Raw genomic sequence first — 13,144 nt, 5'->3', positions numbered from 1 at the left:
CTATTTTCTGATTGCTTTTAAAGCTTGGTTAATGGATAAATAGTTAAGATTATCGCCATACCTCTTATCCCAATCTGCCTTCTTCAATAAATCCATCACAGGGCCTTTAATCCCTGCAAATAAAAACTCAATTCCACCTTTGCCACACGACTCCATTACTTCTTCTAAAGAATGAATGGCAACAGCGTCAATTGAATTGACACCTGAAAAATCGAGGATAATCCATTTCGTTTCGGGTTTTTCCCCAACTCGCTCACATAATTTATCTTCCAAAAAGGTCATATTGGCAAAATAAAGAGAAGCATCCGTTCTAAAAATCATCACATCGGGATCCACTTTGGCCTCAGGATAACGTTTAATGTTTCTAAAAACATTCTCTTCTGTTAAAAAACCTAACTCGGCAACATGAGGGTATGCACTTCTAGCAAGAAACACAAGCAAGGAAAATGCAATTCCAAGCAGAATGCCTACTTTAATTCCAAGCACAAGAGTCGCTGCAAATGTGACCACCCAAGTCCAACCGTCTACTTTTCGAATCCAAAATAACCGTTTTGCTTCCTTTATATCAATTAACTTGTAGACAGCAACCATAATGATGGCTGCTAAAACTGCATTAGGAAGGTAATAAAATAACCCAGTGAAAAAAAGCAAAGTGAGGATAATTAATGCGGCTGTAAGCAGTGAAGCTAATGGTGTACGAGCACCAGCTTGATAATTAACAGCTGACCTCGAAAAACCGCCTGTTACTGGATAGGCTGAAAAGAAGGATCCGGCTACATTCGCTAATCCAATTCCGACTAACTCTTGATTCGGTACAATTTTATATTTTTCTTTTGTAGCAATTGCTTTTGAGACTGAGATAGCCTCCATAAAGGCAATAAATGAAATCGTTAAAGCTATCGGCAGTAGTGAGATGATTGAACTAAGCGAAAGAACAGGTAAACTTATTGGAGGAAGCCCTCTTGGTACTTCACCCACAATCTTTACACCTAAGAGATCGAGCCTTAAGAAAAACACAAGTAAAATGCTTAACGCTACAACAACAAGAGGGGCTGGCACTTTAGGGAGACGTTTTAAACCAATTAATAACAATATACTTATTATACCAATCGAAAGGGTAACGACATTGATCTCCACTACTCTTACGATTGCTTCCCAAACAATGGTGAATACATTCTGGTCTGCAACTATATTCACGCCAATTAAGTGCTTTAGTTGGCTGAGTCCAATCGTAATAGCGGCAGCTGATGTAAAACCACTTATAACCGCATTCGATAAAAAATTAACTAGGAAGCCAAGTCGGAACAATCCCATTAAAAATAAAATAAGTCCGACCATTAACATCAATAAGAGGGTTAATGAGATAAATTCTGCTGTACCTGGTTCAGCTAAAACAGATACACCCGCTAAAACTAATAGAGAGTCCATTGCAACTGGTCCTACGGCCAATTGACGAGATGTTCCAAATAGTGCATAAACAATAATCGGAATGGTAGACGCGTATAGACCAATGACAGGAGGAAGTCCAGCTAACATAGCATAAGCCATTCCTTGAGGTATTAACATCACTGCTACAATTAAGCCAGCGGACATATCTCCTCTCAGATCTGTTCTCTGATAATTGGGGATCCACTCCAATGCAGGAATAAATTTTTTAATCACATCTATTGCCTCCTTTCTGTTGTTAATGAATCGTATGTAGAAAGGTGCATAGCACCCTTCTTAATTAGGATTTCTTAATATAGAATGTAAAGACTCCATTCTCTTCTTTGTCACTTACTAATTCATGCCCTCCTGAACTTGCCCATGCTGTAAGGTCATTTTTTGCACCTTTATCTGTAGCTTGAACCTCTAACACTTCACCTGATTGTAATTCATCCATCGCCTTTTTTGTTCTCACAATTGGCAAGGGACACGCTAGACCTTTTGCATCTAAAACTTTCGTCACATCCATCTTGTCATTCCTCCTTAACGTACTGCACAGCGATTTGGCCCAATCTCCATCTCCCGTTGTTCCTCAAGATCAGGATGGATCTTGCCCATATTCATCTCTCGAATTTCCTGATAAGCGTTCGGCTGTGGCGGTAAATTTTCTGAAACGGTTTTTCTAAATTCAATTTCATCTTTGATATTTAATCCGTGATTTTCTTTATACAATTTACCTAATTCTTCTGAAACACTTCCATCTTTGTTCATTTCATTAATTCCCATGTAGTGGGCAGGTAGTACAATCAGATTATCTGTTAATTGTTTGTACCGGTCATAAAGGGTTTGTCTAAGATCCGCCACCCAATCTTCAGCTTTTCCAGCTAAATCAGGACGGCCAATTGAATCGATAAATAAAATGTCTCCAGTTAAAAGATATTGATCATCGACAATAAAGGACGTACTCCCTATCGTATGTCCAGGTGAATAAATAGCTTTGATTACCGCTTTCCCAACCTTGATCTCATTTCCATCTTCTAGCTTTGTATAGGTATACGTTACTTCATCAGCATCCTTTGGTGGTAAGTGATACTCACCACCTACCTTTTCAGCTAACATTCGTCCGCCGGAAATATGATCAGCATGAAGATGCGTGTCTAGTAGGTGAGTTAGCTGCAAGTTATGTTCGCTAATAAATTGTTCATAAGGTTCAATCATACGCGCTGCATCAATGATAGCTGCTTCTCCATTTGATTCAATTAAATAGGATAAGCACCCTTTTCCAATCCGAACAAACTGATGAATTGCGCCGCCACCTGTTAAATCACCAATTTTTATGGGCTCTAAATGTTCACTCCAAGCTTTCATTCCGCCTTCAATAGAATAAACATGATCATACCCAGCTTCTGCAATTTGTTCAGCGACAAATTCAGACGAACCTCCCTTTGCACAAATAACATAGATCGGTTGATCATTAGGCAGTTGTTCCATAATCGGATCAAGACTGTCAATTAAATCAAAGTAAGGCTTGTTAATAATATGGACGTTTTCCCCTTCAATTTTCCAATCGTCAAAATCACCTGTGTTTCTTACGTCTAAAATAAAAATTTGATCGCCATTAAGAATCTTTTTTGTTAACTCTTTAACCTTGATTCCTTTAATCGCAGTTGTTGTCGTCATGGTTTCCCCTCCTATAATTCTTTATTAAAATGTCAGGGTCACGTCAGCATCTTTTGCATACGTCAAAAATGTAACGGCACCACCAACATCAATTCCTTCAATAAAATGTTCCTTCTCTAAACTCATAACATCCATTGTCATTTGACAAGCAATCATTTTTACACCCATTTCTGTTGCCATCGAAACAAGTTCATCAACTGGTGGGACATTGTTTTTCTTAAAGCCTTCTTGGAAATGTTCTGTACCTGCAGGCATGGGAAGGTTTTTATGTGCCTCTTTATGAATTAAATTTAATCCTTCAAAAGTGAAAAATATTTCAACCTCAGCATCTGTAGCAGCGGCTGCTGTTGCAATATTAAAAACTTTGTAAGCATCAAACATTCCACCATTTGCAGCGATAATTGCCATTTTCAATGATACTCTCTCCCTTTTTTAATGAAGTTTATTTGTTGGGCCCGTCCATTCTTTCATACCAGGTACCACATTTCTCACATGATTGAATCCTTTTTCAACAAGTTTTTGTGCGGCGAAATCACTTCTGCTGCCCGTGCGACATACAACATGGAGTTCATCATTTTTATCTAACTCTTCAAAGCGCTCTTCAAGCTCTCCTAACGGAATATGAACAGCTCCCGGAATATGACCAAAAGCATATTCTGCAGATTCTCTCACATCCAAAATGGTGATTTTTTCATCACCTTCGATTTTTTTAGAAAGTTCATCAAGCGTCACAACATGAGGATGTTTGGTTTGCGATTTTTCTTCTTCCGAACTTGCTTTTCGAAGGTAATGTTTTAACGTATCTCCCTCTTCAATCGTTCCAAGGTATTGATTCCCTGTACTTTTTGCCCATGCTTTTATATCGGCGGTTGAACCTTTATCAGTCGCTTGTACTTCCATGACTTGACCAGGTTCAAGCGCATTCATTTCCTTTTTTGTTTTAACAATTGGCATTGGACATGCAAGGCCTTTTGCATCTAAAGTTTTATTTACTGTTACTTCCAATTTGTTCACCTCCCTAACAAGATTATTTTCTATCTAAATCACCTTCCCAATCCAGCATTCCACCTGCCATATTCTTCACCTTATATCCTTTGCCTTTCAAGAATTCAGCAGCTCTTCCACTTCTAGCACTGGAGCGGCAAACTAAGATATGTTCTTTGCTTTTATCAATTTCACTAAGTCGATCCTCAAGCTCTCCAAGTGGAATATGGTGTATACCAGGAATGGCTCCTTCTGCTATTTCATCATGTTCACGAACGTCAATGATGCTATCACGCTTGCCTTCATTTATGCGATGTGATACTTCGGTTGGTGTAATTTCTTCAATCAATATTTTTGTTGACATATTGTATATTTCCTCCTCTAAATGCAGATAAAAAAAGAGTGATACATAGTTATCATTTCAAAAGGCAGACATTTTTACTTCTTCAGGTTTAAAGAGCACTTTGCTAAATTCAGTTCTTTAACCCAATAATTTAATTCCGCTTTTACTCCTATTCCGCGAATAGATTTTGTGATTTGGTGGAAATAGGTGCACTTATATGGGATTCCTTCCCCCAACTTCAAGAAGAGTGCAGTTAACACACCAGTAAAAGTGAACGAAAAGATTGCACTAGAAACACAGCATAATATGAAGAGATATCGATATAAGGACAAGGAAGATATAATGAGGCGACTTGATACACTTGATAGATCAAGAATGGGATACGGAACGAGTTTTAGAAGCTTCAGCAGCGTCTTTCGTTCTCCTCGGAACCTTTCTAGGGTTTACGAGCAACAGAAGGTGGCATTTATTTTCAGGAGTGATTAGTTATTTTTTACTGCAACACTCTGTGCGGGGTTGGTGTCCTCCATTACCACTAATCAGAGGGTCAGGTATTAGGACCGCTAATGACATTAATGAGGAACGCAATGCGTTAAAATCTTTTTACAAATTAAATAATTATAAAAGACCTCAAACAATGTTTAAGGTCTTTTACGATAAATTAGAAACTATTATGTTTTTTATAATCTTTTTTTAGAACCAGCTCAATTTTTTTAGTGCCGTATGAGTGTAATGTTTGTAGTAGACACTTTTTCATCTTGTACGCGTTATCTTCTGAAATTGTTTTTTCTTCATGGTTAATATAAACTCGTGATAAATCTTCTTCAAACTCAACTAATTCTAAAGTAGCACTATCTGGAAACGGGTTAGTTAATGGTTGTAAATCAGCTTCTAATAGCAAATTGATTGCTGTGATACGAGGCGTTTTCACGGGTGTTGGATTAGTAAAATCTATGTCTACCGCTTCAAGTGCATCACTATTGAGTAAATAGATAGTGTAAGATTCTACACTCTTCTCTCTTTTGGCTCCGCTTGGTAAGGCTGTATAGGTTTTTTTAGTTTTAATGAGTTGTATTACCTCGTCTGTTTCCATAAATCCCTCAACCCGATTAACTTCTTTTCCATTTTTATCTCGAAACAACGTAGTAGGATTATTACTTATCCGTGCCTCATTCGTTAACTCAGGTTCTTGATCAATAAACACAATCGAAAATGTTTGCTCAGGTAACAAGGTAGTAACCTCTTCCAAAACATGCCTCATCGTTCTACCTAAGGGACAAGCTGACATCGTAAATAGAGTGAGATTAGTCACTTTCATCGGTTTCACTCCTCAATATTACTATTCTCTAATGGAAAACACCTCTTTTGAAATTTCTGGGAATCTGGTATACGTAATGGTTTACTCCACCCTTCTTCATATACAGGTAATGACGGATTACTATGCATCCAGTCGATCACCATCTCCATATCTGTTTGTTCCCATTTACACACATTCTGTCCTTTTTTTAAAGATGAGTACTTATGGCCACCTTCAAACATCAACTGGTTCAAAACAACTTTATAGAATTGATCAAGGGCGATTGGTTGATTATTCACTCTTACATTTAGAACTAAGTTTTTCAACTTAGAGGAATATTGATAAACAAAAGCAAGTCCTGTTACTTGAATAAGACCACCAACTCGTTCTTCTACATCTGGATGAATTTGGTTTAAAATACTTTGTTCTAAAGCTGCTACAATATCTCTACCTTTTAATTGTACGGTATAAATAGATGAACGATGAGGTAGCAAGTTCGTCAATTGTTCGAGTGTGATAGGCCCAGGAGGGATCGTTACCCCAAACCCTATTCCGGGTAATATTGAGATATCACTAGTTGTCTTAGTACGTAGAATATTGCCAAAGAACGTTTCAGCAGGCGATTCTCGCTTATAATTACGAATCATAGGAGATGTAATACTTCCGACATCCTGCTCTAGTCGATCTTTGTGCTCAAACCGCATTTCATTTATCATTCTTTGTATATTTACATTCGGTTGAAAGTTCTCAGGGATAATAGGGATAATACTTCCTTCTGCTCCTACTAATGAGCTACGATTAAATTGCAACCTTAGTACCCCAAGTCCAGTATAGTATGGTGTAGACTGAGAAATGATGACACCATTTCTTATCTCCTTTGGAATGGGTTCATGAGAATGCCCTCCTACAATTACATCAATTCCTTCTATGTTTTCTGCCATCTTTCTATCTAAATCTGATCCTAAATGCGACAATATAATTACGCAGTTAACTCCCCTATTTTTTAATCGATTAATGTCCGACTGTATTGTTTCTAAACTAAACGTGTATTTAGCGCCACTTGTATTCTTTTTTGATGTTGTTTCGGGTGTTAAATGATAAGTCAGACCGTAGATACCTATTTTAAAACCATTGATCTCTTTCACCATATAAGGATTGCCTAATAAAGGTGCTTCTGTTTCCTCTTCTAATAAATTAGCTGCTAACATAGGAAAGTTCGCTTCATTTGCTCTTTGTTTTAAAACCTCTATTCCATAATCTACATCATGGTTTCCTGGTGTCATTGCATCATACCCTAATTGGTTCATCAATTTAATGTAAAAACTGCCTTTTGTTATGTTCGCAATCTCACTATCACAGAATACATCTCCTGCTTCAAGTAGAAGTACATGATCATTTTCTTGCCGAATACGATTAACTGCTTCAGCTAAATAGGCGAAACCACCTAACTTTTTATATAGAGGAAATGAGTGACACAAGCGCAATTGAGAAGAAATGTCTAAACTAGATATTTCAATAGGTAATAAATGTCCATGACTATCATTTGTATGAAGTAATGTGAGTGTCCACTCGTCTTTTTTTTGCTCCTTATAACTCATTGACAGCCTCCTAAAAAAACAACTTTATCCAGAAAACGTTCTATCATTTTCAATTGGTAACGTAAACCAAAAGGTATGAACATTTTGACTCGTTTTTAGGCCTACTTCTCCGTTATGAATTTTGATAATCTCTTTGACAATCGATAGTCCTAACCCAGACCCTCCTAAATTACGATTCCGTGAAAGGTCAGCTCGATAAAAACGTTCAAAAGGTTGGTTCTGATCTTCAACTGGAATAGGTAGCCCTTCATTTTTCACTTGAACTTGATAGCCTTTTTCACTCATAAACCCTATAATCTCCATCCATCCCCCCTTATCATAATTGAGGACGTTTTCAATTAAATTTGTTAAGACCTGTTTCAAGGCCTCTTTCTCAGCGTGTAACTGTTTATCTTCTACGCTAACCTTGATTTGGATCGATTGTTTCTGAAGTTCTAAGCGAAACATTTCAACTTGGCTTTCAATAAGAAGACGAATAGATAAGCACTCATAATTTACAGAGCTGCCATATTCATTTTCCCAAATATTAAGTTGTTGCAATTGTTCAACAAGACTTGTAAGCCTCATCGATTCTTCGAAAAGAGAATCGTATAGCTCTTGATTTCCACTTATTACTCCCGATCTTAATGCCTCTAAATAGCCATTGATATTGGTTAAAGGAGTTCTTAACTCATGAGCAACATCTTGAGTCATTTTCTCACGAGAATCCTCTACTTTTTTTATTTTCATTATCATTTCATTAAAGTGCCTTGTTAATTGACCGATTTCATCAGAGTTTTTGTTATAAATAATCGCTGGATCGTTCCCTTTTGCAATCTTTTTTATCGCCTCCGTTAAAGTACCTAGTGGATATAATAACAAACGAATAAAATAAAAATGAACGACCGCAGCAATGAATATGGAGAGAATAACAGCGTAAACGAGGTAAGAATCCAATTGATTTGTAAAAGCTAACCTTTGTTCAGCTGAAAGAGAATTTTCTTTTTCAATTAAATAGCAAGCAAAATCTTTTACAGATACACCAACAATCCAAATGACCAGTCCGACAACGATGCTATTTATCACCGTTAGCTTTAACATAAGGTTCATTTTTAACATTCTTTTTACGATTTGTTTAAAAGGCAACAAACTGATACCCCATGCCCCGAACTGTTTTAATACAATCTGGAGCGTCTACTTGCTCTAGTTTTTCCCTAAGATTTCGGATATGGACATCAATTGTCCGATTCGTAATATCTTTCTCAACATTTGGATAAAGTTCCTCGATCATCTGTTCTCTTGATAGAATTTGATTCGGGTGCTTCATGAACATGTATAGTAATTTGCTTTCATTATTTGTTAAAGAAAGTTTCGTTCCATTAAAATTCACTTCTCCTTTTAAAGGCTTCACTGTGATCCCTTGAAAACTAATTTTATTACAACGATTCTCTGTTCGACGCAGCACCGTTTCGACGCGAGCAACAAGTTCATTTGGACTAAATGGCTTTGTTATATAGTCATCCGCCCCCATTCTGAGTCCATTAATCCGATCTTTTTCTTCCACCTTGGCTGTAACCATGATAATCGGACTATCACTTTTCTTCTCTGTCCTAATCCATTTACAAACCTCTTCTCCACTGACTTCAGGAAGCATTAAATCAATGATCGTAAAACACGGATCGTACCGCTCAAACATGTCTATGCCTTGTTTGCCGTCTCCCGCCTCCCACACATCATAACCTTCTTTTTCAAGATAGATCTTAATTAATTGTCTTATTTTATGATCATCTTCTACAATTAAAATAGATTTGCCCTTAGTGTTCACTCCGAACCTCCACATCTCGTATTAATTAATATTGTTTATCATTGTCTCCATCATTTCATAAGACATGGGCCCAATCACTTTATTTTGAACGAACCCCTCAGTATCAATGACATAAGTTGTTGGTATAGAATAAGCTTGATACATCGCTCCGATATCACCATCGACATCTAATACAACTGGAAATGTCAATTGAAATTCCTCATACACAAAAGGCCTTACCGCATCTTTATTTCGCTCTTGAGTTGTTAAATTAACTGCCAATATTGTAACTCCATCATTCTTATGTTTCTCATAGTAGTCTTGCATATGGGGCATTTCAGCTCGACATGGCGGGCACCAAGTTGCCCATAAGTTTAGGATTACTTTTTCCCCTCTAAAGTCTGATAACTTCAATGGCTCTCCTTCTAATGTTTCTAATTCAAAGTCCGGTGCCAAATTTCCTTGGTTTAATCCTACTTCAACATCTACTACAGTCGTTTCACTATTCGGTTCATTCCCACTTTGTCCACGTACATCCATTAAACCCCATCCTATTAGCCCAACTAAAAGGAGGATCACAATCAAATTTTTTTGTTTTTTCATCTTTTATTTTCCTTTCCTTAACCAAAATAGGTGAAAGTTGCAAGCCAAGCACTAATCCTTTGAAATTGACCTGTAAATAGAAGCAAACCTAAACCGATTAAAATCCAACCATTAACTACACTCAATTTAGGTAAGATTGAATTAATATTCCTTACAACTTTCAATGAATAGGTCACAAGTATTGATACCATTAAAAATGGAATCCCCAATCCTAATGAGTACACTGACAATAAGATCACACCACTACTTACTGTTTCAAGCGAAGCTGCTAATAATAAAATAGACGATAACACAACACCTACACATGGAGTCCATCCAAATGCAAAAGCCATTCCAATTAAAAAGGAAGGTCCTGCACCTGCCCTTTTAGATTGCATATGTATTCTTTTTTCCCTCATGAGGAATTTGAGTTGTAAAAGGCCTACCATTTGGAGTCCAAAGATGATAATAAGAAGTCCACTTATTTTTTCAACAATATTTCTATTTTCCATGAACAATTGACCTATGAAACTTGCGGATACTCCTAAAAGTACGAAGATGATACTAAATCCCAAAATAAAGCTTATTGATCTAGTAAATACTAGTTTCTTGTTTACATTGACCTTATCAGAGACTGTAGAACCAGTTAACGTAGCAATGTAAGCAGGAAGTAACGGAAATACACAGGGTGATAAGAAAGAAAGCAGTCCTGCAGTAAATGCTACTAAAATGGATAAATTATCGATTCTTCTCACCCCTTTTCCTTTTCTGTACGATTAGCATTAGTAGAGCTAACAGGATAAAACCAATTTGGAGATTTGTGAACCCAAGAATAACTGGTTTTATATGAGTCAAATAACCTAAAAAGATTTGACCTAGACTATACATTAATAGGCTGTTGGATAACCCTTTTCTAAGATCTACTTCTTTATTCCTCGACATAACAAACATTAGCCACCCAGCTAAAAAAATTTGACCAGAGTAGTAAATATAATTTGTGTGGAATAGGTAAATAAAATAAGTTGCGCTCCCTGCAAGCCAACCACTGAAAGTAAGATTCACATACGTTACTATTCCTAAGCTCTGCTTAGTAGATTGAAAGTAAATATAAATGAAGCCCATTAGAATTCCTAACACCATTCCTTTTTGACCACCATCAAAATAAAGAATCCCTAGTGGATAGGCAAAAGCATGACCAGGATTAAACAATACATAACTTAGTTTCCAAACAATAAATCCGTAAAGTAACGCATTAAATACAGTATCTAATAATGCTTTCTTTTCTAGATTTAATCGACTTAAACGAATGTTCATTGCTAGATAGGCTGCTACTAGTGCAACCCCGATAAAGATCCATTTGATAGGCAAACGAACTGAGCCAATAATTAAAAACTCCTCCATAATGCTCCTCCTTTATCTCCAGTTATACTTTGTGAATATTAAGAAACGTTTAAGAAGTAAATAAAACAAAAAAAGTGCATTTTCACATGCACTTTCCCATGACTCTTTAGCTAAATAAAGTACGATCCATAATTAACTATATCCCCTAAAAAATTGAGAGTACAGTACCCATAATACTATAGATAATAAATATAGCTCCTACCAGGAACCAAAGATAAACAGCTGGTCATATTGGAGGCGATATTTTAGCCTTTTTACCATCTGTTGTCCCTTTATTAATTCCTCACTGGTTAGTTGAACAAATTTTTTCTTCATTCCTCATAGATGCATATTCCTCCCACTAAAAATACCCTTATAGGTACATTTTATACCTATAAGGGTATTGGGTCAACTGCATTTCATTAGTGCTTTGCTATGTAGAGAAATTCATCTTCATAATAAAGGAGGTTTTTATTTACTGATTCCCTTCACATATGAGGTCTACTCGTTCAAAAGGTTTATGTTTCTCTACTTACATGTGCCATGAAATCATCCAAATCTTTTCCCCTCTCAGTTGCGGTATCACCACTTTACTTTTGAAATTGTTAATTCTACCTATTAGTCGTATTAGTGAAAAGTGCTGATAAACTATTAGCTAGTGCATTTCGGAAATCTTTACAAATAATGCAATAATGATGTAGCAATGGAGAAGTAAATGAACAACCCTAGAATGTCATTAATGGTTGTAATAAAGGGGCCGGATGCTACAGCAGGATCTATTTTTAACTTATTAATAATTAGAGGAATGACTGTTCCAGATATTGTCGAAAAAAGAATCGTCACAAACAGAGACGTCCCGATTATAAAACCAAGTACTGTACTTCCTTGAGGGATTAGTAAAGCAATAACCGAAACAAGTACACCACATACAATACCCAATATCAAGCCAGTAACAGCCTCTCTTTTGATTAAACGAATAACAGCTTTTCGATCTAACTTATTAAGGGCCAAACCCCGAACAACAACGGCTAACGATTGAGTACCTGTATTCCCTGCCATATCTGCAATTAAAGGAATAAACACGGCTAACACAGCCACTTCAGCTAATGTTGCTTCAAAGACTCCAATTAGCCCCGCTGTAAACATTCCAATAAATAATAAAAGAATCAGCCAAGGTAACCTTTTTTTCGCCGCTGTAAGTGAGGTTACGTCTAAATCGAGGGCACCTTTAACAGCTGCGAACTCCCCTAAATCTTCAGTGATTTCTTCTTCCATTACATCCATAACATCATCGACGGTTACGATTCCTATGATTTTGTCTTCTGCTGTAATGACAGGTAGAGCCAGAAGATTGTAATCTTTAATAATAGTAGAAACTTGTTCTTGGTCGGTTGTTGGGGAAACGGAAACGACTTGTTCTTTCATCACTTGATCAACGGTTACATCTGACGAATTCGATATTAATTCACGTAATGAAACGACACCAATAAGCTTATCTAACTCATCAACTACATAAATATAATAGATGGTTTCTGCATCCATACCTTCCAAGCGGAGTTGTTCCATGACTTGTGACACCGAAGCATTAGGGGAAACCTTAATGAACTCCGTGGTCATAAGCGAACCCGCAGAATCATGCTTATACGTAAGGAGCAACTTAATATTTTCAGCTTCGGTCTTTTCCATTTTGTTTAATAAAAATGTTGAGATATGCTCAGGAATTTCACTAAAAAAATCGGTAATCTCATCAGCTGGTAGTTCAACTAGCATCTTAAGGGCAAAGTCATCCTCAAGTTCTGTAAAAACCTGTTTTTGCTCGTGTAAACGAAGCCCTATAAATAATTCAGCAAACTCGTCAGCCGTTAAATAATGATACACTTTTTTTCGTTTGTCTGGACTTAATTGTTTAAAAATCTCAACTTGATCTGTTGGATGCAAATTTAAAAAATCTTCTCTAAATAAATCTTTTTGTTTGTTCTTTAAATACATAAATAGATAATACGTGTATTCTTCACGATTTTTCATGCTTATTTTTTTCATCACACCAAACCTCCTTTCCTAACGAAGCTAAC

15 protein-coding genes are annotated in these 13,144 nt (G+C 36.6%); 1 reads left to right on the top strand and 14 read right to left on the bottom strand.

The genetic code is table 11. The annotated features are described in order from the left end of the window. From N0O92_RS18520 to N0O92_RS18495, 6 genes are all read right to left on the bottom strand, one after another. The gene (locus N0O92_RS18520; RefSeq protein ID WP_315616149.1) at nt 1–1,662 is read right to left on the bottom strand and encodes a SulP family inorganic anion transporter; all 1,662 of its coding nucleotides are present in this window, start codon (nt 1,660–1,662) and stop codon (nt 1–3) included. A gap of 64 nt (nt 1,663–1,726) precedes the next feature. Next, a complete protein-coding gene (locus N0O92_RS18515) occupies nt 1,727–1,954 on the bottom strand; it encodes a sulfurtransferase TusA family protein (protein ID WP_315616148.1) in 228 nt (75 codons plus the stop codon). Between the two features lie 14 nt (nt 1,955–1,968). Continuing rightward, on the bottom strand, nt 1,969–3,105 hold the full coding sequence (locus N0O92_RS18510; RefSeq protein ID WP_315616147.1) for an MBL fold metallo-hydrolase: 1,137 nt from the start codon (nt 3,103–3,105) through the stop codon (nt 1,969–1,971). Between the two features lie 24 nt (nt 3,106–3,129). Next, a complete protein-coding gene (locus N0O92_RS18505; protein WP_315616146.1) occupies nt 3,130–3,519 on the bottom strand; it encodes a DsrE/DsrF/DrsH-like family protein in 390 nt (129 codons plus the stop codon). Between the two features lie 18 nt (nt 3,520–3,537). Then, nucleotides 3,538–4,110: a sulfurtransferase TusA family protein gene (locus tag N0O92_RS18500; protein ID WP_315616145.1), complete on the bottom strand. Its 573-nt coding sequence runs from the start codon at nt 4,108–4,110 to the stop codon at nt 3,538–3,540. Between the two features lie 22 nt (nt 4,111–4,132). Beyond that, nucleotides 4,133–4,453, bottom strand: coding sequence for a rhodanese-like domain-containing protein (locus N0O92_RS18495; protein WP_315616144.1), 321 nt, complete (start codon nt 4,451–4,453; stop codon nt 4,133–4,135). 331 nt (nt 4,454–4,784) lie between these two features. On the opposite strand from N0O92_RS18495, the gene N0O92_RS18490 reads away from it, so the two are divergent. After that, nucleotides 4,785–5,129, top strand: coding sequence for a YgaP-like transmembrane domain (locus tag N0O92_RS18490; RefSeq protein ID WP_315616143.1), 345 nt, complete (start codon nt 4,785–4,787; stop codon nt 5,127–5,129). Here N0O92_RS18490 and N0O92_RS18485 read toward each other — a convergent pair. The 8 genes from N0O92_RS18485 to mgtE form a co-directional block, all read right to left on the bottom strand. Further along, complete coding sequence (locus N0O92_RS18485; protein WP_315616142.1) at nt 5,094–5,750, bottom strand: thioredoxin family protein; 657 nt, start codon at nt 5,748–5,750, stop codon at nt 5,094–5,096. The genes N0O92_RS18490 and N0O92_RS18485 overlap by 36 nt on opposite strands. A gap of 5 nt (nt 5,751–5,755) precedes the next feature. Continuing rightward, the gene (locus N0O92_RS18480; RefSeq protein WP_315616141.1) at nt 5,756–7,327 is read right to left on the bottom strand and encodes a bifunctional metallophosphatase/5'-nucleotidase; all 1,572 of its coding nucleotides are present in this window, start codon (nt 7,325–7,327) and stop codon (nt 5,756–5,758) included. Between the two features lie 24 nt (nt 7,328–7,351). Continuing rightward, complete coding sequence (locus N0O92_RS18475; RefSeq protein WP_315616140.1) at nt 7,352–8,452, bottom strand: sensor histidine kinase; 1,101 nt, start codon at nt 8,450–8,452, stop codon at nt 7,352–7,354. Next, the gene (locus N0O92_RS18470; RefSeq protein ID WP_173401240.1) at nt 8,442–9,131 is read right to left on the bottom strand and encodes a response regulator transcription factor; all 690 of its coding nucleotides are present in this window, start codon (nt 9,129–9,131) and stop codon (nt 8,442–8,444) included. Before N0O92_RS18470 ends, N0O92_RS18475 begins: the two co-directional genes overlap by 11 nt. 21 nt (nt 9,132–9,152) lie before the next feature. Then, on the bottom strand, nt 9,153–9,713 hold the full coding sequence (locus N0O92_RS18465) for a peroxiredoxin family protein (RefSeq protein ID WP_315616139.1): 561 nt from the start codon (nt 9,711–9,713) through the stop codon (nt 9,153–9,155). 17 nt (nt 9,714–9,730) lie between these two features. Then, on the bottom strand, nt 9,731–10,447 hold the full coding sequence (locus tag N0O92_RS18460) for a cytochrome c biogenesis CcdA family protein (protein WP_315616138.1): 717 nt from the start codon (nt 10,445–10,447) through the stop codon (nt 9,731–9,733). Next, nucleotides 10,431–11,093, bottom strand: coding sequence for a hypothetical protein (locus N0O92_RS18455; RefSeq protein WP_315616137.1), 663 nt, complete (start codon nt 11,091–11,093; stop codon nt 10,431–10,433). The genes N0O92_RS18460 and N0O92_RS18455 overlap by 17 nt, the downstream gene beginning before the upstream one ends. A 654-nt stretch (nt 11,094–11,747) precedes the next feature. Continuing rightward, a complete protein-coding gene (gene mgtE / locus N0O92_RS18450) occupies nt 11,748–13,112 on the bottom strand; it encodes a magnesium transporter (protein ID WP_315616136.1) in 1,365 nt (454 codons plus the stop codon). Nucleotides 13,113–13,144: the final 32 nt, after the last annotated feature.

Origin of the sequence: Alkalihalobacillus sp. MEB130 (assembly GCF_032335535.1) — a bacterium.
GTDB lineage: Bacteria > Bacillota > Bacilli > Bacillales > Bacillaceae_D > Halalkalibacter.
This window is presented reverse-complemented; position numbering and strand designations above follow the sequence as displayed.